Origin of the sequence: Streptomyces sp. NPDC005898 (assembly GCF_040629635.1) — a bacterium.
Taxonomy (GTDB): Bacteria; Actinomycetota; Actinomycetes; order Streptomycetales; family Streptomycetaceae; genus Streptomyces.
Window position 1 is genome coordinate 117101 of the sequence record NZ_JBEXWC010000001.1, and the last position, 24112, is coordinate 141212.

A 24112-nucleotide genomic window follows, 5' to 3' on the forward strand; every position below is an offset into this window, starting at 1 on the left:
GGCCGAGAGGGGGCGCACTGCGTCAATCCCGCGGCAGCGACACATCCCCCCTTCGGGGGAAGTGGGAGCGTTCCGGCGTGCCTACAGCGGCCGGCGCCCATTATCTCGGTCGTGCATGGAACCTCGCCGACCTCATCCCCGCCAGGGCGTACTTCGATGGTGCCGCCGTCCGCTCGCGGGGCGGGCCCGGCGGTGTCCGGCGCGTGCGAAAGCGAGGCGGAGGGCCGCCCCGGAACCGGCGGCATCGGGGTGCTCCCGACGCGACCGAAGGCGATTCCCCCGTGCCGTTCGGGCGGGCGGGGGAGCCTGCCAGGGGTCGCCGGGCGGGCAGGGCGTCCGAAATACGCCCTGGTCACCCGCGTATGGGCACTCCTGGCGCTAACGTTGCTGCTCGGCACCTGCGCCGCCGCCGGCACGGCCGTGGCCTCCGACTGCGGGTACGCCTCGATCGACCAGGGCGGCGCCTCCTCGGGCGGCAACATCGCCGTGGCGGGCGACGGCGACTGCTGGGCCGGCCCCACACACCGGCCGAAGCCCCCGCCACCCGCTCCCCCGCATCCGCCGCCTCCTCCGCCACCACCCGCGCACGCGCCCCCGCCCCCGCCGCCCCCACCGAAGGCGCAGGCCGTGCAGCCGCCGCCGGCCGCTCCCGCAGCGAAGCCGAGTCCCGCTCCGCCCACGCCCAAGCCCACCCCGTCCAGGTCCGCCCCGAAACCGCCCCCCGCGCCGGGGCCGCCCGCTCCCGGCAGAACAACCAAGCCATCGCCATCCGTGACGTATCCGGCGTATCACCCCCCGCCGCGCACGCGTCCGCCGCGGCGCGGCCCGTCCCTCGTCTCCCTCACCCTGCTCATCACGGCGCCCGCGGTGCTCGCCGTCGCCGCGCTCCGTCCCCGCTGACCGCCGGAGGTCCCCATGTCGGAATGGCTTGTTCTCACCCTCGCGATGGTGGCCGCTTGCGGGGTCGTGCTCATCGTGACGCTCCTGCGCCACCGCAGGACCGGCGCGGACTACGACGCGTCGGAGACCCCGGACGTCATCGAGTACATGACGATGATGATCGGAGTCGTCTACGCCATCGTGCTCGGCCTGGCCATCGCGGGCGTCTGGGAAGCGCGCGGTGCGGCCCAGGAGCACGTGCGGGTGGAGGCCCAGGCGCTGCACGAGGTCTCGGAGCGGGCGCGGGTCTACCCGCCCGAGATCAGGGACCGGATCCGCGCCGATGTCCACACCTATGTCGGCCATGTCGTCACCACGGAGTGGGACGCGATGGCCGACAAGGGGCAGCTCACCGACCGCGGCGCCGATCTGCTCGCCCGGATCCGCCATGACGTCACGGACTACGAACCGAAGTCCGACTTCGAGGCACAGGCCTACCAGCCGCTGATCGACGAGGTGGCGGCCGCGGACGACGCGCGCAGCGCCCGCGCGGACAGCGTCGGGGCGACCATGCCCGGCGTGGTCTGGTTCGGCCTGATCATCGGAGGTCTGGTGACCATCGGCATGATCTTCGCGCTGCAGATCCGCCGCACCCCGCGCGAACTCCTGCTCGCCGGGCTCTTCTCGGCCCTGTTCGCCTTCCTGCTGTTCCTGATCTGGGACTTCGACGCCCCCTACAGCCGTGGCATCGCGGCGACGGCGGAGCCGTTCAGGGCACTGTTCCCGGGCATCGGCGGCTGAGGCGCCGGGACGCGACCCGCCCGTTGGCCGTCAAACGTGCTGCGTCGCGGCCCGGTCCGGCGCATTCTGGTGCCATGGCCTGGCAGACACCGATCGTCGTCCACCCGCCCGCCGCCGACGGCGGGCGGCGGATCACCGTGCGCGGGCAGGACGTCGGCGTCGCGCACGACGACCGCGACCTGGAGGAGTTCCTGCGCCGGGCGGGGCTGGGCGAGGCCGACATCGCGCTGGACGACCCCAGCCTCGTCGAGTGGCGCGGCGGCCCGCACGCATGGCCGCCGCGACAGCCCTGAGAACGGGCCCCGCACCCCTCAGTTCGCGCTTCGACCTGAGCGCAGTCGGGCGCGCAGGACCGCCGCACCGTCCCCCTCGAGGTCCTCGCAGGCCGCCGCGCGACCCGCCATCCCCATCACCAGCGAGAGGGTCGGCCCCCGCAGCAGATCCCCCGAGCCGGTGGTGAACGGCCCGTCCGTGGCCTCGACCCGCAAGCCCGCGATCGCCGTGTTGCTCGCGACGGTGAAATCGCGGCCGGCGAAGAACCGGGCCACGGCGGTCGTGGTGGCCACCGGGGTGTCCTCACCAGGCCCAGTGGCCGGCGGATGTCCTCGCCGTGGACGACGATCTCGCCCAGCCAGGCCGCAGTGTGTCGCGTCGGTCCGGCGGGCCCGGCGACGACTGCGCGAAAGCGCCGCAACGTCTCTTCGGGCGTAGCACCGCGGTGCTCTGCGAGCCGCCGGTCGTTGTGCGCGTCGGGGTCGAACCGCGCGGCCAGCATGCTCAGCAGCCAGCGCCACATCCCGGTGCCGGCACCTGCCGTCAGATGGGCCACGACCTCCTCCACGGTCCAGCGTTCACACAGCGATGTGGTCGCCCACTGGGCCTCGCTCAGCTCGGCGAGGTCTTGCGCGAGCGCCGACCGCTCGACGTGGATCGCCCGTTCCAGAGCCTTCCGAGTCTCCGAAACGTGTGGTTCAGCCATGGGGCAGCCTCCAGAGAGCGGGTGTCCTCCATCAGACTCCTGTCGCCGCCCGAACTCATCGGCCGCACCCGCGCGGCGGGCCCATGCGACCGGCAGTCGAACCGCCCCCTTGCCCGAACACCGCGAGTGGCACCCTCGGGTGCGCCACGCCGTGCCGTTCCCCTGTCCGGCGTACCGGATTGCCCCGTTCGCACGACACCGCTCGCGACCGCACGGGGGCCTCCCTAGCGTTCCGGTCATCGAGGTGCATTCCAGGCGTCGGCGGAAGAGGTCCGCGGCTGCTCCTCGGGGACCCGGAGGATCCACCATGCACGCGATACGCGTGGCTTCGGCCGCTCTGCTCAGCGCAACCGTCCTCACCCTCACGATCCCGCCCGCCTCGGCGGCCGTCACGGGCGACGACACGAACAACAACATCACCTCGTTCGGCTTCCGCGTCACCCCTTCCACCATCGCCGCGGGCGGCCAGGTCACGCTCAGCGTCGACGGCTGCGACGGCGACGCCAAGGTCACCTCAGGGATCTTCGACGACGCCCACATCCCCAAGGGTCAGACGTCCACCACGGCCCAGGTCTTCTGGGAGGCCAAACCCGGGGCGATGTACGAGGTGACGTTCGCCTGCAAGGGCGAGACCGGGAAGACCGACCTGACCATCGCCACGGGCCGCCCCGACGACAACGGCCGCCACGACCCGAACCAGGACCACCGGCAGAACCAGGTCCACAAGGGCGTCAAGGCCGGCGTCGGCGGCAGCCTCGGCGGACTCGACCTGCACGAGATCGCCATCGGCAGCGCGCTGATCCTCGGCACCCTCGGCGTCGCCTACCGCAGGACACGGCGCCGCACCGGCGAGGACGGCGCCTGACCCGCTCCGGCACGACGCCCCGGCACGGCTTCGCCCCCGGGCGTCTCCAGGACCCGGGGGCGAAACGGTGCCGTGCGACGCGGGGAGAGGGAGCCGGGCGGGGCGGCGCGGAAGGGGGACGCGCCGGAGCGCCCGGCGGCTCGGACCCGTCTCGCGGAGCGGCTCAGGTCCGGTTCTCGGAGCGGCGGCGCATCCAGAACACCCCGCCGCCGACCACGGCGGCCGCCACCAGGGCACCGCCGATGGCCATGTCGGTGCTGGTCGCCCCCGAGTGCGAGCTGCCGCCGAAGCCACCGCGCACACCGCCGTGGATGACCGTGAACGCGGCCGGGCGGGTGAGCGTCTTGCCGCCGCAGTGGGCCGTGATGTCGTAGGCCCCGGGGGTGGCGTGCCGGTGGATGACGGCCGTGGCGCTCGACGTGCTGCCGCCGGGGATGGCGTGCAGGTGCGTGTCCGGGAAGGCGTGCGAGGTGATCTTGCCGCCGGCCTGGCAGGACGAACCGTCGACCGTGACCGTCAGGTGCCCGCCCCGCGGGATCACGCTGGGCATGGCCACGATGTTGGTGGGGTCGGCCCAGGCGGACGCGGCCGGGGCGCCGAGCCCGACGACCGCGCCGGCCGCGGCGGCGACCGCGAGGGCACGAGTGGTACGCATACGAGAAGTACGCATGGAAATCCTCCGCGGAAGGCGCCCCGGGGGTACCGTCCCCGGTCGATCGGCGAGAGCGCCTCCCAGACTGACCCTCAGATGCGGCGCCCCGGCCCGCATTTCGGGGATCGGCCGTCCTGGTGAGCCGACACGCCGGGGCATGTCCGCGCGCGGGGCATCACCGCAGGTCACGGTCCGTCAGAAAAATCCTGGGCGGGGCGACTCGGATGGCGCACCCCGGCCGGGACGCCACCCGTTCGCGCCCGCCCTTTCGCATGCCGCGCGCACCGCGCTTAGCGTTCTCGTACGCGCAATGGACGCGGCGCGCCCGCCGCGTTGAGAGGGGATAGAGAATGCCTTCGTCCCATCCGGCCGACGAATTCGAGTTCCACGTTCCCCAGGAGGACGAAAAGCAGCGCAAGCGCGCCCCGTGGGGTGCGATGGCACTCGTTCTGCTGACCGGTCTCGCGCTGATCCGCAACGGTTCGGGGGAATTCGACGTGGGCCCGCCGCAGCCGGCGTCCGCCGCGGCAGCGGACCGCGCGCCGGACGCGGCGGCCGACGCCCCGGCCCCGCTGACGTTCTCGCCCGCCGAGCGCGTGCGCATCAAGGGCATCCAGGTGGACGCGCCGGTCATCGGGGTCGGGCTGGACGCGGAGGGGTGGGTGGACGCTCCACCGCCCGAGGACCCCAACCTCGCGGGCTGGTTCACGGGCGCCGCCTCACCGGGCGAGCAGGGCACGGCGGTGGTCGTCGGACATGTGGACAACCAGCAGGGCCCGGCCGTCTTCTACGGCCTCGGTTCCCTGAAGAAAGGGCAGCACATCGAGGTCAGGCGCAAGGACAAGAAGACCGCCATCTTCAAGATCTACGGCATCGAGGTGTTCGACAAGAGCGACTTCCCCGGAAAGCGGGTCTACGGAAACAGCGGTACTCCCGAATTGCGCGTCATCACCTGCGGCGGTGGTTTCTCCAAGCAGTCCGGTTACGACTCGAACGTCGTCGTCTTCGCCCGGCTGACCGCCGTGCGCTGACCCGGGGGCGCAGGAGCGGGTGGCGCGTCACACCATGTGGCGGCCCGGCACCGTGATGCGGTAGCCCGAGTCGAGCAGTTCCGGCAGGTAGGTGCGCAGCGCGAGGACGCTGCCCGAGCGGTCTCCGCCCGCGTCGTGCGAGAGCACCACGACGCCGGGCGCCGCGCCCGCGCGGACCCGGCGCACGATGGTCGCCGCGCCCGGCTCGGTCCAGTCGAGGGTGTCCACGGTCCAGGCGAGCGGTTCCATGCCGAGTTCGGCGCCCAGTTGGAAGGTGTTGCGGTTCCACGCCCCATAGGGGGCCCGGAACCACTCGGGGGGTTCGCCGGTCACGTCCTCGATGACCTCGCAGGTGCGCTCGATCTGCGCGCGCGTCCTGGCCCGGCTCAGCTTCGGCAGCAGCGGGTGGCTCCAGGTGTGGTTGCCGATCAGGTGCCCGTCGTCGGCCATCTCGCGCAGCAGGTCCGGGTGGTCGGCGGCCATCTCCCCGCACACGAAGAACATGGCGCGCACGTCGTGTGCGCGCAGCGTCCGCAGGATGTGCGGGGTGTAGGTGGGGTCGGGTCCGTCGTCGAAGGTCAGCACCATGGAGCGGTCGTGGCCGGGCATGCGCAGGATCGGTGCCTTGCGGACCCGGGGCAGGGCGCGTGCCGAGCGCGGGGGGCCGTGGCCCGCCATGGGCTGGAGGCGGTACGCGGAGGGCTTCATGGCGCTGCGGGCCGGCGGCCCCGCGGCGGGCCCGCCGCTCGGCGCGAGGGGCGCGGGGTCGGCCGTGCGGTCGGCGCCGACGCATCCGGCGGTCGCGGCGAGGCCGAGGGCCGCGGCGGTACGGAGCATGAGCCGACGCCCCGGGGTCAGCTGATCGTCTTTCATGACTAATCCGTCGCACGGTGGGCGGCCCCGGCGGCACACCAACACCGGGGCGGCCTCCGAAAGCACCCGATCAGCCGCCTGGGAGCGGTCGGACGCGACGGACCGGGGGACGGGCAGCGCGGGGCCGCTCTCCGTGGCGCGGCGCCTGCCCGCGGCCGGTCGGCGGGGCTCCGTTAACCTCACGGGGGTGAGCGAAGACCAGGTCCACCAGTTCGAACGCGGCACCGACGGGCCGAAGGTGATCGTCGTCGGGATCGACGGCTCCGACTCGTCGCTGCGGGCCGCCGCCTACGCGGCGGGCCTCGCCCGGCGGCAGCGGGCCCTGCTCGCCGTCGTGTACATCCAGCCGGTGCTCGCGGCGGGCGCGGCCCTCGGCGTGCCGGTCGCCGAGACCACCGACGAGATCGCCGAGGGGCTCATCGCGGAGATCCGGGACGCGGCCGAGCGGGTGAAGGACATATTCGACGTCCGTTGGGAGTTCCACACCTTCCGCGGCGACCCGTACAGCGGTCTGGTGACCGCGGCGGACGAGCTGAAGGCCGACGCCGTCGTCGTCGGCGCCTCCGAGCAGGCGGGCCACCGCATCGTCGGCTCGGTCGCCGTGCGGCTGGTGAAGGCGGGCCGCTGGCCGGTGACGGTCGTGCCCTGATGCGCCCCTGCCGAATGAACCCGGCCGCGCGAGGGGTGTGGCGTCTTCCGTAGGGGCGCGGGCTGGGCCATCATGATCCGCCATCAGCCGACTGCCGTCCGCGAAGAGGTGGAGCTCATGGCGGGACTCCGGATGGGGCAGGGCGTCCTGCGCCGCAAGCCCATCGAACACATCGAGGAGACAGAGGCGGGGGCGGGCGGCGGGCTGACCCGCTCCCTCGGGCTCTGGCAGCTCACCGCGATCGGCGTCGGCGGCATCATCGGCGCCGGCATCTTCACGCTGGCGGGCACCGTCGCCCACGAGAAGGCGGGGCCCGCGGTCCTGATCTCGTTCCTGGTCGCCGGGGTGGCGAGCGCGGCGGCGGCGTTCTCGTACGCCGAGTTCGCGGGCCTCATCCCGAAGGCGGGCTCCGCGTACACGTACGGCTATGTGGTGCTCGGCGAACTGGCCGGCTGGTTCATCGGCTGGGACCTGCTCCTGGAGTACACGGCCATCGTGGCGGTGGTCGCGATCGGCATCTCCGGCTACTTCAACTTCCTGATCAACGACATGGGCGCCGAGCTGCCGAAGTGGATGCTGGGCGCGCCCGGTACCGGCGACGGACACCGGGTCGATCTCTTCGCGGCGCTCCTGTGCCTGCTCATCGCGTATCTGCTCACGCTCGGCATCAAGAACGCGGCGCGCTTCGAGATGGTCGTGGTGGTCCTGAAGGTCCTCGTCGTGCTCGTCGTGATCGGGGTCGGGTTCTTCCACATCGACACGGGCAACTACGAGCCGTTCTTCCCCTTCGGCGTCAGCGGCGCGTTCACGGGTGCGGCCACCGTGTTCTTCGCCGTGTTCGGCTACGACGCCATGTCGACCGCGGCGGAGGAGTCCAAGGACGCCCAGCGGCACATGCCGAAGGCGATCCTGTACTCCCTGGCCGTCTCGATGGTCCTGTACGTCCTGGCGTGCCTGGTCCTCACCGGTATGCAGGGCTACAAGGACATCGACCCGGAGAGCGGCTTCTCCACGGCGTTCAAGTCGGTCGGGCTCGGCTCGCTCGCCGACGTCATCGCCGTCGGCGCCATCATCGGCATCCTCACCGTGATGTTCACCTTCATGCTGGGCGTCACGCGCGTGTGGTTCGCCATGAGCCGCGACGGGCTGCTGCCCAAGTGGTTCGCCAAGACGCACGAGACGCGGCACGTGCCGACCCGCGTGACGTGGATCGTGGGGTTCGCCTCGGCCGCCATCGCCGGGTTCCTGCCGATCGGCGAGGCGGCCGAACTGACCAACATCGGGATCCTGCTGGCGTTCGTCGTGGTGTGTGTCTCGGTGATCGTGCTGCGCTACAAGCGGCCCGAGCTGCCGCGCACCTTCCGCTGCCCCGGGATGCCGGTGGTGCCGGCGATCGGGGTGCTCTTCTCCGTCTGGCTCATCACGTTCCTCCAGTGGCAGACCTGGGTGCGGTTCGCCGTCTGGTTCGTCATCGGCCTGGCCGTGTACTTCGGCTACTCCTACCGCAAGTCGGAGCTGGCGAAGGCGGACCGGGGCGCCCGGTAGCGCCCGCCGCTACCTGCCCATCACCAGGCCGTCCTTGCCGGCGCCCCGGCCGAGGACGACGCGGCGGATCCGGTCGCGGACCTCGCGGACGTCCGCCCCGCGGCGCAGTGCCGCGTTGAGGTCGACCACGCGGCCGGCGTCGGTGTCGAACCACATCGGGAGGAACTCCGCCTTCTCCACCTTCCACCGGCCGCCCGGCGCGGCCGGTGGGGCGAAGGTGAAGCGGCCGACGGAGTTCTGGTTGCCGCGCGGGTCGTGGGCGCCCTCGTGGTTGCTCATGCTCCCGGCGATCTGGTCGCCCATGCCGTAGATGATCCAGGTGCCGCCCACCTTCTCGTACGCCTGGGGCACGTGGGCGTGGGTGCCGATGATCAGGTCGATGTCCGGCCGTTTGCCGGTGCGCGACGCCGTGAGCCGCTTGCCGAGGCGCAGTTGGCGCCGGTCGGGGGCGGTCTGCCACTCCGTGCCCCAGTGCAGGCTGACGACGACCACGTCGGCGCCCGCCTTCCGGGCCGCCCGCGCGTCCTTGACGATCTTCGTGCGGTCGATCAGGTCGACCGACCACGGCTTGCCCTTCGGCAGCGGGTGGCCGTTCGTGCCGTAGGTGTAGGCGAGGTGCGCGACTTTGGCGCCGCCCGCCCGCAGCCACGCCGGTCTCCTGTCCTCCGCGGCGGTGCGGGCCGAGCCCGCGTGCGCGACGCCCGCCCTGTCGAGCGCGTCCAGGGTGCGGCGCACTCCCGCCGCGCCGTCGTCGAGGGTGTGGTTGGAGGCGGTGGAGCACGAGTCGTACCCGGTGGCCTTCAGGGCGCGGGCCACCTGGGGCGGTGACTTGAAGTCGGGGTAGCCGCTGTAGTCGCCCCGGGGCCCGTAGACGGTCTCCATGTGGCAGATCGCCACATCCGCCGCGGAGACGATGCGTTTGGCGCCCGCGAACATCGGGACGAAGTCGTAGCCGTCGCCGTCCGCGTCGGCCCGGGCCCGGCGGATGATCGAGGAGTGCGGCAGGACGTCCCCGGAGGCGACGAGCGTGAAGTTTCGGCGCTGGGCCGTGCCGCCGCTCGCCGGGGAGTGGGCCGGGGTCGCGCCGGGGCGGGAGGCTTCCCGCCGGGTGGCCCAGTCACCGACCGCGCTGCCCGTGTCCGCCGTGCAGGATGCCGTGCCCGCGATCAGCAGGGCCGTGGCGGCGGCCGTGGCCGGGCGGCGTCTTCGCGTCCGGGGTGGGGGCTGCGGGCCTCTTGTGGTCCGTGTGCTGCGTGAGTTCTCCGCGCGCTGGCTCATCGATCAGGCTCCACGAATCTAGTCCTATCGGTCGATATGACTAGATGCACGGCTCTCTCGGTGAATCAAGGACCCTTGCCCCCGAGTCCCCGAAAAGGAGTCAAATCGCTGACCCCTGTGACGCGAACAACACACGGCCGCTCACCTGCGTGGAAACCGGGGCCCGGGTCAAGGCTCCGTAAAGCGCCTTGCTCAGCACCCCCCGCGGGTAATCGGCTGTCCTCATCCGTGTTCCGGATCGGGGCCGGAGGCCGGTGACGCGCACGGACCGGAGGAAGGCGGAGCGGGATGCCGTACGAGAGCAGAGGCGGCACGGAGGGGCCCAGGGGCGGCGACCTGAGGGTGCCCATGGCGTGGTTCTACGCCGAGTACATCGCCGACGAGTTGTTGCGCACCGGCGATCTGATGCCGCCCACGTCCTTCGAGTACCGCGCGGGGCGCGACGCGCTCGCCCTGACGATCTTCCTGTCGGACAGCGGCGGCGAACTGTCCGGGATCCGGGTGATCACGCAGCTGGAGACCTGGCTCTCCCTGACCGAGTACGACCAGGCCTGGCTGGAGTGGGTGCGCGGGCGCCTGGAGCTGGCCCTGGACGACGCCGCCGCGGCGGGCGGGCCGCACCCCGACGTGGAGCTGGCCGAACTGGCCTGGCGGTGGCTGGAGGAGACCGAGCTGCTCGCGCCGGACCTGGACGCCGTGCCGGGCGGCGGGGCGCTGCCGGGCGAGGAGGACGGGCCCAAGGTGTGGACGCCCGCGTGGCGGCTCGGGCTGCCGCTCGGACATCTGGCGATCCACCTGTTCTGAGGGTCCCGGCCACCCGCCCCCTCACTTCAGCAGGCGCGACAGTCTCCGGTCCGCCAGCGGCTTTCCGCCCGTCTGGCAGGTGGGGCAGTACTGGAGCGAGGAGTCGGCGAAGGACACCTCGCGGATCGTGTCGCCGCACACGGGACAGGGCTCACCGGTGCGGCCGTGGACGCGCAGGCCGCTCTTCTTCTCCGCCTTCAGGCGCCCGGCCGCCACTCCGCGCGAGCGCTCCACCGCCTCGGTCAGCGTGTCCCGCAGCGCCCCGTACAGCCCGTGGACCTCCGCCCCGGTGAGGCTCGACGTCAGCTTGAAGGGCGACATGCGGGCCGCGTGCAGGATCTCGTCGCTGTACGCGTTGCCGACACCGGCGATCAGGCCCTGGTCGCGCAAGGCGCCCTTGATCTGCCTCCGCTCCCCCGCGAGGAGAGCGGCGAACCGCTCCTCGTCGAAGTCCGGGGCGAGCGGATCGGGGCCGAGGCGGGCGATGCCCGGGATCTCCCGCGGCGCCTCGGTGACGTAGACCGCGAGGCGCTTTTGCGTGCCGGCCTCCGTCAGGTCGAAGCCCTCACCCGTCTCCAGGGCGACGCGCAGCGCGAGCGGGCCCTTGCCGGGGCGCGGGGTGGCGTCGGGGAGCGGGTCCTTCCACTGGAGCCAGCCTGCGCGCGCGAGGTGGGTGACGAGGTGGAGCCCGCCCGCGTCGACGTCCAGGAACTTGCCGTGCCGCGTCACGGCCGTGACGGTGCGGCCCTGGAGGGCGGTGAGCGGGGGGTCGTAGGTCTTGAGGACGCTCACCGCCACCGGCAGCACGCGCACGATCTCACGACCGATCAGATGATCCGTCAGAAAGCCCCTGAGGGCCTCGACTTCGGGCAGTTCCGGCATGGCTCTCCCTCAGACCCGCTCGTCCCTGGCGGGCACGATGAACTCGCACCACACGCATTTGCCGCCGCCGCGCGCGTCCACGCCCCACACGTCCGTGAGCCGGTCCACGAGGAGCAGCCCACGGCCCGAGACCCCCTCCTCCCCCGCCTCGCGGCGGCGCGGCAGGGCGCTGGAGGAGTCCTCCACGTCCACGCGCAGCCGCCGGTCGGCGCCGCTGAGCACGCGCAGGGTCACGATGGCGGCACCGCCGGTGTGCATCAGCGCGTTGGTGATCATCTCGTCGGCGACCAGCTCGATCTCGTCGGCGCGCCCGCCCGCGCCCCAGGCGCGTACCGCGGCCCTGATCATGTGGCGGGCCTCGGTCAGCGCCTCCGGGTCGTTCTGCGCCACGTGCTGGCGCAGCCGGCCGGCCGAGCGGGGCGCGTCGATGGCGTGGCGGCGCAGCAGGAGCAGCGCGGCGTCGTCGTCGCCGCCCCGGCCGTCCACGATGCCGCAGAGCCGGTCGGCGAGCTCGGACAGGTCGCGGGGGCCGCCGGCGGCGAGTTCGGCCAGTGCGCGCATGCCGTCGTCGAGGTCGGCGCCGGGTACTTCGACGAGTCCGTCGGTGCACAGCAGCAGGGTCTGGCCGGGTTCGAGTTCGAGGGTGGTGACGGGGTAGTCCAGTCGCCCGAACTCGGCGGAGAGACCGAGCGGCAGACCGCCGTCGACGGGCACTCTGCGGCAGGAGCCGTCGGTGAGCTGCAGGAGCGGGTCGAGGTGTCCCGCCCGTACGAGCTGCACCGCGCCGGTCGACAGGTCGGTCTCCGCGTACAGGCAGGTGGCGAAGCGTTCGGTGTCCAGTTCGTGCAGGAAGCTGGAGGCGCGGGCCATGACGGTGGCGGGCATGTGCCCCTCGCTGGCGTAGGCCCGCAGCACGATGCGGAGCTGGCCCATGACGGCGGCGGCGTGCGTGTCGTGGCCCTGGACGTCTCCGATGACGGCGCCGACCCGGCCCCCGGGCAGCGGGATCACGTCGTACCAGTCGCCTCCGATGTCCCGTCCGAGCGCCGCCGAGCGGTAGCGGACGGCGATCTCCGCGCCCGGCACACCGGGGATGGAGCGCGGCAGCATGGCCTGCTGGAGGCTCTGGGCGAGGTCCTTCTCCTGTTCGTAGAACATGGCGCGCTGCAGGCTCTGCGCGATGCTGCTGCCGAGCGCGACCAGGACGTTGCGCTCCTCCACGGTGAATGCGCTCTTGTGCTGGTAGAGCAGTCCGAGCGCGCCGATGGGGCGGGCCTGCGCGATCAGCGGCAGATACGCGGCCGCGGTGATGCCGAGTCCGGCGATGTGCGGCCACAGCAGCGGGTAGGACCGCGCGAAGTCCTCGGCGGACTCGATGTAGCGGGGCGCGAGGGTGCGCACGACCTCGCTCATCGGGTACGGCTCGTCGATGCGGGTCACCAGGGTGCCGGGCACGAAGCTGCCGACGGGGCCCTCGGCGACGAGGCGGATCCGTCCGGCCTCGACCAGGCCCATGACCAGGTTGGCGGCGCCGAGGTGCGCGAGGCCGTGGGTGTCCTTGAGGACGTCGATGACGTCCTGCACCGTGCGGGCGTGGGCCAGTGCCGCCGTGGTGCCCTGGACAATGCTGGTCGTGCGGCGCCGCTCGGCCTCCTCGTCGACGCGTTCGCGCACGGCGGGCGGGCTGTCGCCCAGCTCGCGGGTGGCGTCCCTGACGATGCCCACGATCCGGCGGGGGCGGCCGGTGGTGTCGCGTCGGATGCAGCCGTGCGTGTGCGTCCAGCGCAGGGCGCCGCCGCGCAGGCGCACCCGGAAGTACGCGCCGTAGGTCTGGCTGCCGTCCTTCAGGGCGTGCGCGACGATCTGGTCCAGGCGGTGCGCCTCGACCGTCGGGACGCGCGCGGAGAGGGTCTCGGGGCGTCCGTCGTACTCGTCGGGGCGCACGTCGAAGACCTCGTGGGCGGTGGCGTCCATGGACATCTGGCCCGTGTCGAGGTCCCAGTCGAAGCAGCCCATGCGCAGCGCGGCGCCGTACAGCTCCATGAAACAGTCGGCCGGCGCCGCGGCCGGCTGCGCACAGCGGCAGTGCCCCGCCGGGGGGTGCGCACCGGTGCCCGCGTCCATGGGGCCACGCTAGGCGGAGCCCCCGGCGCGCGCATGTGGGGGCGGCCGCTCGGCGTCACGATGGAGAACCGGGTCACCCGCCGTCACAATGGTGACGTGGAGTGGTTCACGGCGGATGCGTACGGACTGAGCCGGTCGATCTTCCAGCGGGGGCTCGCCGCGCTCTACCTCGTGGCGTTCCTGGGAGCCGCCCTGCAGTTCCGGGCGCTGCTCGGGGAGCGCGGGATGCTCCCGGTGCCCCGGTACGTGGCGCGGGTGCCGTTTTGGCGGGCACCGAGCCTGTTCCAGCTCCACTACTCGGACCGGTTCTTCGCGCTCTGCGCGTGGGCGGGCTGCGCGGTCGCGGCGGCGCTGCTCGCGGGCGCCGACCATCTGCTGCCGCTCTGGGGCGCCATGGCACTGTGGCTGATCCCCTGGGCGCTGTACCTCTCCATCGTGAACGTCGGCCAGACCTGGTACGGCTTCGGCTGGGAGTCGCTCCTCCTGGAGGTGGGGTTCCTCGCGGTCTTCCTCGGCAACGACCGCGTCGCGCCACCCGTCCTCGTGCTCTTCCTGCTGCGCTGGGTGCTCTTTCGCGTGGAGTTCGGCGCGGGACTGATCAAGATGCGGGGCGACGCGTGCTGGCGCGAGCTCACCTGCCTGTACTTCCACCACGAGACGCAGCCGATGCCGGGCCCGCTGAGCTGGTTCTTCCACCACCTGCCCAAGCCCGTGCACCGGGCGGAGGCCGCGGCCAACCACGTGACCCAACTCGTCGTGCCGTTCCTGCTCTTCACTCCCCCGCCCGTGGCGACCGCCGCCGCCGGCCTGATGATCGTCACCCAGCTGTGGCTCGTCCTGTCGGGCAACTTCTCCTGGCTGAACTGGATCACTGTCGTCGTCGCGGTGGCCGCCCTCGACCTCTCCCCCTGGCACACCCCGGCGCGGTACGCCCCGGCGCCGCTCTGGTACGAGGTGGTGGTCACGGCCGTCACCGCGTTGCTCCTGGCCCTCAGTTACCGCCCGGTGCGCAATCTGCTGTCCCGGCGCCAGGTCATGAACCGCTCGTTCGACCCGCTGCACCTCGTCAACGCCTACGGCGCGTTCGGCAGCGTCAGCCGTGTGCGCCAGGAGATCGTCGTGGAGGGCACGGCGGATCCGGTGCCGCGCGAGGACTCCGCGTGGCTCGCGTACGAGTTCAAGGGCAAGCCGGGGGACGTGCGCCGCTGGCCGCGCCAGTTCGCGCCGTACCACCTGCGGCTGGACTGGATGATGTGGTTCGCCGCGCTCTCCCCCGCCTACGCCCGCTCCTGGTTCGGCCCGCTGGTGGAGCGCCTGCTGGACGGCGACCGCGACACGCTGCGGCTGCTGCGCGCCTCCCCGTTCCCGCCCGGGGCGCCCCCCGCGTACATCCGCGCCCGGCTGTACCGCTACCGGTACACGACCTGGCGCGAGCTGCGCGAGACGGGCGCCTGCTGGGAGCGGACCTACGTCCGCGAGTTCCTGGCGCCGACACGGCTCGCCGTGTCGGAGCAGAGGCGGTAGAAGCGACGCGTCGGGGCGGCGGGGCGGGGCGGGCACCGGCGATGTCATGCCGGTGCCCGTGGGGCGCCTGCTAGTCGGCGCGCCGTCCGAAGCGCAGGGTGACCAGCTCGAAGGGGCGCAGCCGTACCGCCACCGTGTCGCCCGAGAGCGCTGGGGGCGTGGCGTCGGTCAGCGGGCGTTCCAGGAGGTCGGTCACGGTGACGTCCGCCGCCGGGAAGCCCAGGGCCAGCGTGGCCTTCGCGCGGCCGCCGTACGCCTCGTGGAAGCGGACGACCACGTCCCCGCTGCCGTCGTCGGCGAGCTTGACCGCCGTGACGACGACCGCGTCGTTGTCCACGCTCACCAGGGGAGCCACCGCGCGGCCGCCGGCCAGCCGGCGCTCGGGCAGGTTGACGCGGTAGCCCTCGCGCACCGCGTCGCCGATGTCGGCGCCCGGCACCAGCGCGTGCCGGAAGCGGTGCACGCCCTGGTCCGTCTCGGGGTCGGGGAAACGGGGGGCGCGCAGCAGCGAGACACGTACCGTCGTGGTCGTGCCCGCGTCCTCGGCGCGCACCGTGCGGGTGACGTCGTGGCCGTACGTCGAGTCGTTGACCAGGGCGACGCCCCAGCCCGGCTCCTCGATGTGCACGAAGCGGTGGTTGCACGCCTCGAACTTGGCGGCCTCCCAGCTCGTGTTGGTGTGCGTGGCGCGGTAGTAGTGGCCGAACTGCGTCTCCGACGCGTAGCGCTCCGCGTGGACGTCCAGCGGGAAGGCGAGCTTGAGGAACTTCTCCGTCTCGTGCCAGTCGACCTCGGTGTCGATGTCGAGGCGTCGCGCGCCGGGCGCCAGGGACAGCACCTGCGTCATGCGGGAGTCGCCGAAGGTGCGCGCGATCCGGACCGACGCGCCCTCCCCGGCCGTGACCTCATCGGCCCGCGTGAGGTCGGTGACGGTGTTGCGGTAGAACTCGTCGACGTCCCACGCGTCCCACATGTTGGGGAAGTCGGCGTGGAGCTGCGGCAGGTTCAGCGCCTGGCCCGGGGCGACGCTCTCGCGGTCGGCCACCAGGTCGTACGCGGAGACGACCAGGCCCCGGGCGTCGATCTCGACCCGCAGCAGGCCGTTGTCCAGGACGAAGCCGCCCTGGGCGCGCGAGGTGATCGCCGCCTCGCCGTCGCTCGTCGCGGGGGCGGCGCCGCCGGCGGGCACCCCGTGGCGGCTGTGCGGCGTGGAGTTGAAGACCAGGGCGTCGGTGCCCTCGCCCGCGAGGGCGCGCTGGGCCGTGTCGATGATGCCGTTCAGTTCCCGCGCGAGCGCCGCGTAGGTCGCGCGGGCCTCCCGGTGCACCCAGGCGATGGACGAGCCGGGCAGGATGTCGTGGAACTGGTGGAGCAGCACCGTCTTCCAGATGCGGTCCAACTGCTCGTAGGGGTAGGCGTATTCGGCGCAGCGGACGGCGGCCGTCGCGGCCCACAGCTCCGCCTCCCGGAGCAGGTGCTCGCTGCGGCGGTTGCCCTGCTTGGTGCCGGCCTGGCTGGTGAGGGTCGCGCGGTGCAGCTCCAGGTACAGCTCGCCCACCCAGACGGGGGCGTTCGGGTACTCGGCCTCGGCCTTCTCGAAGAACTGCGCGGGCGTCTCCCAGCGGACGGTCGCCGACCCCTCCAGGTCGCGCAGGCGGGCGGCCTTGGCGATCATCTCGCGGGTGGTGCCACCGCCTCCGTCGCCCCAGCCGGTGGGCGCCAGGGAGTGCCGGGCGACGCCCTTGTCCTTGAAGTTCTTCGCCGCGTGGGCGATCTCGCTCCCCTTCATGGAGCAGTTGTAGGTGTCGACGGGCGGGAAGTGCGTGAAGATCCGCGTCCCGTCGATGCCCTCCCAGTGGAAGGTGTGGTGCGGGAAGCGGTTGGTCTGCGACCACGAGATCTTCTGGGTGAGCAGCCACTTGGAGCCGGCGGCCTTGATGATCTGCGGGAGTCCGGCCGCGAAGCCGAAGGTGTCGGGCAGCCACGCCTCGTCGTTCTCGACGCCGAACTCGTCGAGGAAGAACCGCTTGCCGTGCACGAACTGACGGGCCATCGCCTCCGAGCCCGGCATGTTCGTGTCCGACTCGACCCACATGCCGCCCGCCGGCACGAACCGCCCGTCGGCGACGGCCTTCTTGACCTTCGCCCACACCTCGGGCCGGTGCTCCTTGATCCACGCCCACTGCTGGGCCTGGGACATGGCGAAGACGAAGTCCGGCTCGTCGTCGAGGAGCGCCGTCATGTTGGACGTCGTACGCGCGACCTTGCGCACCGTCTCGCGCAGCGGCCACAGCCAGGCGGAGTCGATGTGGGCGTGGCCGACGGCGCTGATGCGGTGCGCGGAGGGCTCGGCGGGCGTGGCGAGGACGCCTTCGAGCAGCGCGCGGGCGGCGGCGGCCGTGCCGTTCACGTCCTGGAGGTCGACGGCGTCGAGCGCCCTGCCGATCGCGCGCACGATGTCGTGGCGGCGCCCGGAGTCGGCGGGCAACTCGTGCATCAGCTCGCCGAGCACCTCCAGGTCGATGACGAGCTGCCACACCGTCTCGTCGAGGACGGCGAGGTCCATGCGCGCCAGCTTGTACTGGGGTTCGCTGCCCGCGGTCTCCTTGTCGCCCAACCGGGTGGGAAGGAAGGGGTGGTAGTCGAGGATGACGGGGTTGGACGCGGCCTCGATGTGCAGCCGCACCTCTTCGCCGCCCTCGGCGGGGGCGGCGATCCGCACCCACTGGTTGCGCGGGTTGAGGCCCTTCACGGGGGTGCCGTCGGGGCGGTAGACGAGGCCCTCGCACTGGAAGCCCGGCATGTTCTCGTCGAAGCCGAGGTCGAGGACCGCCTCGACGGTCCTGCCCGCCCACTCCTTCGGCACCGTCCCGGTCACCCGGAACCAGCTGGTCCCCCACGGCGCGCCCCACCGCTGCCCGACGGCGGTCGGCACCGGCTCGGCGGCCAGCCCTTCGGCGACCGGCACGGGCTCGCCCGGCGCGTTCCACACCGCGACGTCCAGCGGTACGGAGGCCGGATACACGGCGGGCCTGATGCGCTCGTCCAGAACGCGCTTGAGGCGGGCTTCGACCAGGGTGCGGTCGTCATGCATGAGGATCTCCCAGGAGAGGGGGGAAGTTCTTGGGCCCGTCCGGCGGTTGAGGACGAGCGCGGGGCGCGGTCTGCGGAGGTTGTACCGGCCTAACGGACCTCCTCCGGTGTCACGATGTCCGTGATGCCCCGCGCGGCGAGATGCTCCGCGTCGGCGGTCCGGCTCGCGAGGACGGTCGTCGGCCGGACGCCGTCCCGGGTGAGGCGGGCGAACGCCTCGAACACCGGCCCGCCGGGCGCACACGCCGACCGCCGCTCCAGGGCGTCGTCCACGACGAGCGCGGTGGTCCGGGCCGCCGGTGCGTACGTACGGCCCCGCCACTCCTTGGCGAGGCGTGCGACGGCCGCCCCGGCGGGCTTGACGCGGCCGTCGTTGGTGAGCAGACCCAGGCTGTACTCCAGCTCCGGGAAATCGGCGAGGTCGCGCGAGACGTCGTGGGAGCACCACCACGTCACGCCCCACACGTCCCGGCAGTCGAGCGCGGCCTCGATCGTGTCCTCGGTGAAGGAGGCCGCGTGCTCGGCGGGGATCAGCGGCGCGGGCGCGCCGACCTCCTGGAGCCAGACGGGCCGGTGCGGGTCGAGCGCCCAGGCCTTGGACAGCTCGATCAGGTACGCGGCGTGGGCGCGGGTGGCGGTGCCGGTGCGCCCGTGGCGCTGGGCGGTGCCGTTGAAGACCCAGGAGTGCACGGCGGTCATGGCGCCGAGCCGAGCGGCCTGGGCCGGGGTGAAGGGCTGGTCGTCCTGGTACCAGGCGGCGTCGTACTCGGCGTGCAGGTGCGGTTTGCCGGGGGCGCCCTCCTCGCAGGCGGCGAGGACGGTGCGCAGCCAGGCCTCGGCCTGTCGGGGGGTGACGCGGTCGGGGTCGGGGTGGGGGCCGGTTGAGAACTGGTTGATCTCGTTGCCGATGGTCATGCCGATGAAGTTCGGCCGTTCGGCGAGCGCGGCGGCGAGGGTGCGGAGGTAGGCGGCCTGCGCGGCCACCACGTCCGGGTCGGTGAAGAGGCTGCGCCGGTGCCAGGTCTGCGTCCAGGCGGGCAGGAAGTCGAAGCTGGACAGGTGGCCCTGGAGGCCGTCGACGTTGACGTCCAGGCCGCGTTCGCCTGCCGCGTCGGCGAGTTGGACCAGCTGCTCGACGGCGCGGGGGCGGATCAGGGTGCGGTTGGGCTGGAAGTACGGCCAGACGGGGAAGACCCGTACATGGTCGAGGCCGAGCGCGGCGATCGCGTCGAGGTCGGCGCGCACGGCGTCGAGGTCGAAGTCGAGCCAGTGGTGGAACCACCCCTGGGAGGGCGTGTAGTTGGCGCCGAAGCGCGGCGTGCCCGAAGGCGCTGGAGAAGGCAAGGCGGATCCCGGTTCTGGAGGAGGAGGCAGGTGGCTCAGCCCTTGACCGCGCCTTCGCCGACGCCGCGGAAGAAGTACCGTTGGAGGCACGCGAAGAGGACGATCAGCGGCAGTACGGCGATGACCGTGCCCGCGGCGACGAGGCGTTCGTCGTTGGCGAAGGTGCCGTGCAGGTAGTTCAGACCGATGGTGAGCGTGAACCGCTCCGGGTCGCTGAGGACGATGAGCGGCCACAGGAAGTCGTCCCAGGCGCCCATGAAGGCGAAGATCGCGACGACCGCGAGCGTGCCCTTGACGGCGGGCAGCGCGATCCGGGTGAAGCGCTGCCAGACGTTCGCGCCGTCCACGAACGCGGCTTCCTCGATCTCGTGGGGCACGTTGAGGAAGGCGTTGCGCATCAGCAGGACGTTGAGCGCGGAGACGCAGCCGGGCAGCAGTACGCCGATGAGGGTGTTGTTCAGGCCCAGCTCACGCATCGTCGTGAACTGGGCGATGATGATGCCCTCGACGGGCACCAGCATGGCCAGGATGAAGACGAGGGTGGCCGCCTTGCGGCCGCGGTAGCGCAGGCGGGCCAGGGCGTAGCCGGCGAGGGCGGCGCCGACGCAGTTGGTGACCACGTTGGCGGCGGCCACCTTCAGGGAGTTGAGGGCGTAGTCCCAGACGGGGATGGTGTCGGCGACCCGCTCGTAGTTGTGGAGGGTGGGGTCGGAGGGCAGGAACTTCGGCGGGGAGCCGAAGATGTCCTCGTGCGGCCCCTTCAGGGACGTGGACAGCTGCCACAGGAACGGGCCGATCATCAGCGCCAGGACGGCGAGCAGCAGTACGTAGCGCAGGACGACCTCCCAGCCGGGCATCCGGCGGCCGTTCTCGTCGGTGATCCGGCGACCGGGCGCGGCACGCGGCGCACGCTCCTCCGCCGCCGCCACCGCCGCCACCGCCGCGGGAAGCTTCTCGGTGGTGCTCACGCGTCCTCCTTCCGGTCCGCCCGCAGCACGAGCAGCATGAGCACGACGGTGACGGCGAAGACGACCACCGAGATCGCGGAGGCGTAGCCGACCCGTCCGGTCAGGCCGGTGCCCGTGCGCTGCACGAGCATCACCAGCGTGGTGTCCTCGCCCGCGGGGCCGCCGGTGGGCCCCGCCATCAGGTACACCTCGGAGAACACCTTGAAGGCGGCGACCGCGGAGAGCGCGCCGACGAGCACCATGGTGGAGCGCACGGCGGGCACGGTGACGCTGAAGAAGCGGCGTACCGCCCCCGCGCCGTCGACCGCCGCCGCCTCGTGCAGCTCACGCGGCACGTTGGCGAGCGCCGCCAGGTAAATGATCATGTAATAGCCGAGGCCCTTCCAGACCGTGACGGCCATGGCGCTGAACAGCAGCAGCCACTGGTCGTCGAGGAAGCCGACCTTGCCGACGCCCACCGCCTCCAGGACCGCGTTGACCAGCCCCCGCTCGTCCAGCATCCACACCCAGATCAGGCCGACGACGACGATGGAGGCGACCACCGGGGTGTAGAAGGCGGAGCGGAAGAAGGTGATGCCGGGGATGTGCTTCTGGACGAGCATCGCGAGCAGCAGCGGCAGCAGGACGAGGGCGGGGACGACCACGAGGACGTACAGCGTGCTGTTGCGCAGGCCGATCCAGAACATGTCGTCGTGCAGCAGCTCACGGAAGTTGGCGAGGCCCACGTACTCGCCGGGGATCAACGTCCTCTTGTCGGTGAAGGAGTTGTTCAGGGTGCTGACGAACGGGTAGAGGCTGAAGACGGCGACGACCGCGAGCCCGGGGGCGGCGAACAGCCAGGGGCTGGTGGGGAGTTGTCGTCTGATCCGGGCGGAACGGCGGCCGGTGGGCCGCCCGTCGGCCGCCCCTGGGGCGCGGCGGCCCGCGCCCGGCAGTCCGGTGGCTGTGGTGGTCTTCATGGCTGATGATCCCTGCTCATGGCCCGGCACGGCGCCGACGTTCTCTGGTCCTGGCTCGGCACGGCGCGCCGACGCCCCCTTGGTCGTGGCTCGGCACGGCGCCGACGCCCCCTTGGTCGCGGCTCGGCACGGCGCCGGCGCTCAGCTCTGCTTCAGCAGTCGGTCACAGTTCTTGACAGCGTTGTCAAGCGCTTCCCGGGGGCTTTCCTTGCCCTGGAGCGCCTTGGCGACGGAGTTGCGCAGCTCGACCTTCATCTGCTCGCTGAACAGGACCGGCGTGTAATTCACCGCGGTCTTGATGGACTTCGCGGCGGCGACGCGGACCCGAGTCTCCTCCTTGCCGTCCTGCCGGGTGAAGTAGGGGTCGTCGAGGGAGCCCCGCGTGCTGGGGAAGATCGCGACCTTCTTGGCGAACTCCATCTGGTGCTCGGCGTCGGTGACGAAGTGCGCGAAGGCGACGGCGGCCGGCGTCTGCTTGGTGCGGGCGTTGACCATGACGCCCATGACGTACATGTTGTCCTTGCCGGTGTTGCTGATCTGCGGGGTGATGCCGATGTTCTTGTAGAGCTTCGGGGCGTCCTTCTTGAACTTCTCCAGGTCCAGGGCGCTGCCGGGGTTCATCGCCACGGCCTCGGTGAGGAACTTCTTGCCGGTGGACTCCGGGGTCGCGGTCAGCGCCTGCCCGTCCAGCGCCTTGGCGTCGTACAACTTCTTGTACCGGGTGAGCAGTTCGACACCCTTGGCGTCGTTGAACGCGAAGCCGGTGCCTTCCTCGTTCATCAGGGGCACGCCGTAGCGCCCGAAGTCCTCGATGGTGGGGACGTTGGCGAGCGTGGCCACCTTGCCGTCGCTCTTCTTCGCGAGCCGCAGCGCCTGGTCGAAGAGCTGGTCGTACGTCTTCGGGGGCTTGTTCTCGTCCAGGCCCGCGTCCTTGAAGAGGCGCTTGTTGTAGAAGAGCGGCCCGGTGTTGAGGTACCACGGGAAGGCGTAGGTGCCCTCCGTGCCCGGTATCTGGTGGCTCTTCCAGGCCCCGGGGAGGTACTCCTTCTCGTACTTGCCCGCGGCCTTGTCGAGGTCGAGCGCGAGGCCGGCCTTGGCGAGCGGGGCGACCAGGTCGGGCGAGACGTTCACGACGTCGGGCAGGGTGCCCGCGGCGGCGTCGGCGCTGATCTTGTCGGCGTAGCCCTCGCCGGGCTGGTCGATCCACTTGACGTCGGTGCCGGGGTACTTGTCCTCGAACTCGGCGACGAGGCCCTCGAAGTAGGGCTTGAAGTTGGCCTTCAGGTTCCAGGTCTGGAAGGTGATCTCGCCTTCGATCTTGCCCGACGCGTCCGTGGAGCCACCGCCGTCGTCGCCGTCGCCACAGGCGCTCAGCGGCAGCAGGACGGCGAGGACGGCGCCCGCGGCGACCGCTCTGCGGGGAATACGGGAGATACGCACGGTGAAACGGCTCCTTTGCTCGGCCCAGCGCGAGACGGCGGTGACTGCGGCCGGCCAGGCCGGGCAATCGGCGCCGAGGCAGACCCTGCATCCAACCGTGGCGCGAAGTCAATGGATTCGGGGAGGCGAAATCGAAGATCCGTCGAACTGTGCGTCAACAGGCCAGGTCAGGTACGTGCGTTGACTGTCTTGCGGTGAAGGACTAATGCGCTTTAGGGTCTGATCGCTCAAGCGCTTTAGTGCGTGGCCGCTTTTGTACGCGGCGCCAGGAAAGGGGCAAGGGGTGCAAGGCAAGCGGTCACCGGCACGCCGGCCCACCATGAAGGACATCGCGCGCCGCGCCGGGGTCTCCGAGAGCGCCGTCTCCTTCGCGCTCAACGACCGGCCCGGCGTCTCGGACCTCACCCGCGACCGGGTGCGCAGGGTCGCGGAGCAGCTCGGCTGGCGGCCCAGCACGGCGGCGCGCGCCCTGTCCGGCGAGGGGTCGGCGACGGTCGGCCTGGTCGTGGCGCGGCCCGCGGCGACCCTGGGCGTCGACTCCTTCTTCCTCCAGCTGATCTCCGGCGTCCAACAGGTGCTGGCCGAGCGGCACTTGGGGCTGCTCTTCCAGGTGGTGGAGGACGTGGCCGCCGAGTGCGCGGTGTACCGCCGGTGGTGGGCCGAGCACCGGGTGGACGGTGTGCTGGTGGTGGACCCGCGCACGGACGACCCCCGGCCCGCGCTCCTGGACGAACTGGGGCTGCCCGCCGTGGTGACGGGCGGCGTGCCCGACCCCGACGCCGCCCACCCGGGGCTGTCGACCGTGTGGGCGGACGACGCGGGGGCCATGGCGTCGGTCGTGGGCCATCTCCACGCGCTCGGCCACCGCCGCATCGTGCACATCGCGGGCCTGGCGGGGCTCGCCCACACCGAGCGCCGCATCCGCACCCTGCGCGCGGAGGCGGCGAGCCGGGGGCTTTCCGGGGTGCGTTCGGTGCCGACCGACTACTCCGACGCCGAGGGCGCCGCCGTGACCCGGCGCGTGCTGCGGTCCGCCGAGCCGCCGACGGCCCTGGTGTACGACAACGACGTGATGGCCGTGGCCGGGGTCGCCGCCGCGGCCTCCCTGGGTTTCACCGTGCCGGGCGACGTGTCGGTGGTGGCCTGGGAGGACTCGGCGCTGTGCCGCATGGTGCATCCGTGGCTCACGGCCCTGTCCCGGGACACCGTGGCGTTCGGGCGTACCGCGGCCCGCGAGCTGCTGGCCCTCCTCGACGACGGGCCGGCGGCGACCGTGCAGGTGCCGCTGCCGCGGCTCATCGAGCGGGAGAGCACGGGGCCGGTACGGGGCGGGTGAACGCGCCCGGGCGCTGTCATCCTGGAGTGCCGCCCGGGCCGGGGCCGGTCATGCGCCCGGCCGCACCGGGCGCGCGGCAAGGCCCA

Annotated in this window: 20 protein-coding genes and 1 pseudogene; 9 read left to right on the forward strand and 12 right to left on the reverse strand. The window is 72.2% G+C overall.

Translation table 11 applies throughout. The annotated features are described in order from the left end of the window. Window positions 1–915 precede the first annotated feature (915 nt). Together ABZ385_RS00340 and ABZ385_RS00345 are read left to right on the forward strand one after the other, a co-directional pair. Window positions 916–1680 (forward strand): hypothetical protein, encoded by a 765-nt coding sequence (locus ABZ385_RS00340; RefSeq protein WP_358590650.1) that lies wholly within the window; start codon window positions 916–918, stop codon window positions 1678–1680. Between the two features lie 74 nt (window positions 1681–1754). Beyond that, window positions 1755–1973 (forward strand): hypothetical protein, encoded by a 219-nt coding sequence (locus tag ABZ385_RS00345; protein ID WP_358590651.1) that lies wholly within the window; start codon window positions 1755–1757, stop codon window positions 1971–1973. Between the two features lie 18 nt (window positions 1974–1991). On the opposite strand, the gene ABZ385_RS00350 is transcribed toward ABZ385_RS00345, so the two are convergent. Next, the gene (locus ABZ385_RS00350) at window positions 1992–2246 is read right to left on the reverse strand and encodes a hypothetical protein (protein WP_358909322.1); all 255 of its coding nucleotides are present in this window, start codon (window positions 2244–2246) and stop codon (window positions 1992–1994) included. Between the two features lie 62 nt (window positions 2247–2308). Then, window positions 2309–3076, reverse strand: a pseudogene (locus ABZ385_RS00355) (maleylpyruvate isomerase N-terminal domain-containing protein); the annotation flags it as partial. Between ABZ385_RS00355 and ABZ385_RS00360 the strand changes: the two are divergent. Then, window positions 2967–3524 (forward strand): hypothetical protein, encoded by a 558-nt coding sequence (locus ABZ385_RS00360; RefSeq protein WP_358590655.1) that lies wholly within the window; start codon window positions 2967–2969, stop codon window positions 3522–3524. The pseudogene ABZ385_RS00355 and the gene ABZ385_RS00360 overlap by 110 nt on opposite strands. Before the next feature lie 163 nt (window positions 3525–3687). On the opposite strand, the gene ABZ385_RS00365 is transcribed toward ABZ385_RS00360, so the two are convergent. After that, on the reverse strand, window positions 3688–4179 hold the full coding sequence (locus ABZ385_RS00365) for a hypothetical protein (protein WP_358585091.1): 492 nt from the start codon (window positions 4177–4179) through the stop codon (window positions 3688–3690). A gap of 347 nt (window positions 4180–4526) precedes the next feature. Here ABZ385_RS00365 and ABZ385_RS00370 point away from each other — a divergent pair, with 347 nt between their 5' ends. Then, window positions 4527–5207 (forward strand): class F sortase, encoded by a 681-nt coding sequence (locus ABZ385_RS00370; RefSeq protein ID WP_358585089.1) that lies wholly within the window; start codon window positions 4527–4529, stop codon window positions 5205–5207. A gap of 27 nt (window positions 5208–5234) precedes the next feature. Here the strand turns inward: ABZ385_RS00370 and ABZ385_RS00375 are convergent, their stop codons facing one another. After that, the gene (locus tag ABZ385_RS00375; protein ID WP_358585087.1) at window positions 5235–6080 is read right to left on the reverse strand and encodes a polysaccharide deacetylase family protein; all 846 of its coding nucleotides are present in this window, start codon (window positions 6078–6080) and stop codon (window positions 5235–5237) included. Between the two features lie 187 nt (window positions 6081–6267). On the opposite strand from ABZ385_RS00375, the gene ABZ385_RS00380 reads away from it, so the two are divergent. Next, window positions 6268–6729, forward strand: a complete 462-nt coding sequence (locus tag ABZ385_RS00380; protein ID WP_358699997.1) for a universal stress protein — start codon at window positions 6268–6270, stop codon at window positions 6727–6729. Window positions 6730–6846: 117 nt separating this feature from the next. Next, on the forward strand, window positions 6847–8274 hold the full coding sequence (locus ABZ385_RS00385) for an amino acid permease (protein WP_358585083.1): 1428 nt from the start codon (window positions 6847–6849) through the stop codon (window positions 8272–8274). 9 nt (window positions 8275–8283) lie between these two features. Here ABZ385_RS00385 and ABZ385_RS00390 read toward each other — a convergent pair whose 3' ends face one another. Further along, entirely contained in the window at window positions 8284–9552 is a 1269-nt protein-coding gene (locus tag ABZ385_RS00390; RefSeq protein WP_358908816.1) for a CapA family protein, read from the reverse strand. A gap of 288 nt (window positions 9553–9840) precedes the next feature. Here ABZ385_RS00390 and ABZ385_RS00395 point away from each other — a divergent pair, with 288 nt between their 5' ends. Continuing rightward, window positions 9841–10356: a hypothetical protein gene (locus tag ABZ385_RS00395; RefSeq protein WP_358585080.1), complete on the forward strand. Its 516-nt coding sequence runs from the start codon at window positions 9841–9843 to the stop codon at window positions 10354–10356. A gap of 21 nt (window positions 10357–10377) precedes the next feature. On the opposite strand, the gene ABZ385_RS00400 is transcribed toward ABZ385_RS00395, so the two are convergent. Both ABZ385_RS00400 and ABZ385_RS00405 read right to left on the reverse strand, forming a co-directional pair. Further along, window positions 10378–11238, reverse strand: coding sequence for a DNA-formamidopyrimidine glycosylase family protein (locus ABZ385_RS00400; protein WP_358908818.1), 861 nt, complete (start codon window positions 11236–11238; stop codon window positions 10378–10380). Between the two features lie 9 nt (window positions 11239–11247). Next, the gene (locus ABZ385_RS00405) at window positions 11248–13281 is read right to left on the reverse strand and encodes a SpoIIE family protein phosphatase (RefSeq protein WP_358909281.1); all 2034 of its coding nucleotides are present in this window, start codon (window positions 13279–13281) and stop codon (window positions 11248–11250) included. Between the two features lie 177 nt (window positions 13282–13458). Here ABZ385_RS00405 and ABZ385_RS00410 point away from each other — a divergent pair, with 177 nt between their 5' ends. Further along, window positions 13459–14886: a lipase maturation factor family protein gene (locus ABZ385_RS00410; protein WP_358908820.1), complete on the forward strand. Its 1428-nt coding sequence runs from the start codon at window positions 13459–13461 to the stop codon at window positions 14884–14886. 70 nt (window positions 14887–14956) lie between these two features. Here the strand turns inward: ABZ385_RS00410 and ABZ385_RS00415 are convergent, their stop codons facing one another. From ABZ385_RS00415 to ABZ385_RS00435, 5 genes are all read right to left on the reverse strand, one after another. Next, window positions 14957–17980 (reverse strand): glycoside hydrolase family 38 C-terminal domain-containing protein, encoded by a 3024-nt coding sequence (locus tag ABZ385_RS00415; RefSeq protein ID WP_358908822.1) that lies wholly within the window; start codon window positions 17978–17980, stop codon window positions 14957–14959. A gap of 89 nt (window positions 17981–18069) precedes the next feature. Beyond that, a complete protein-coding gene (locus tag ABZ385_RS00420; protein ID WP_358908824.1) occupies window positions 18070–19323 on the reverse strand; it encodes a glycosyl hydrolase in 1254 nt (417 codons plus the stop codon). 35 nt (window positions 19324–19358) lie between these two features. Then, window positions 19359–20180, reverse strand: coding sequence for a carbohydrate ABC transporter permease (locus ABZ385_RS00425; protein WP_358909283.1), 822 nt, complete (start codon window positions 20178–20180; stop codon window positions 19359–19361). A 107-nt stretch (window positions 20181–20287) separates the two neighbouring features. Beyond that, window positions 20288–21250 (reverse strand): sugar ABC transporter permease, encoded by a 963-nt coding sequence (locus ABZ385_RS00430; RefSeq protein WP_358585070.1) that lies wholly within the window; start codon window positions 21248–21250, stop codon window positions 20288–20290. 141 nt (window positions 21251–21391) lie between these two features. After that, window positions 21392–22690 (reverse strand): extracellular solute-binding protein, encoded by a 1299-nt coding sequence (locus tag ABZ385_RS00435; protein WP_358908826.1) that lies wholly within the window; start codon window positions 22688–22690, stop codon window positions 21392–21394. A 319-nt stretch (window positions 22691–23009) separates the two neighbouring features. Between ABZ385_RS00435 and ABZ385_RS00440 the strand changes: the two genes are divergently transcribed. Then, on the forward strand, window positions 23010–24026 hold the full coding sequence (locus ABZ385_RS00440; RefSeq protein WP_358585067.1) for a LacI family DNA-binding transcriptional regulator: 1017 nt from the start codon (window positions 23010–23012) through the stop codon (window positions 24024–24026). The last annotated feature ends 86 nt before the right edge of the window (window positions 24027–24112 follow it).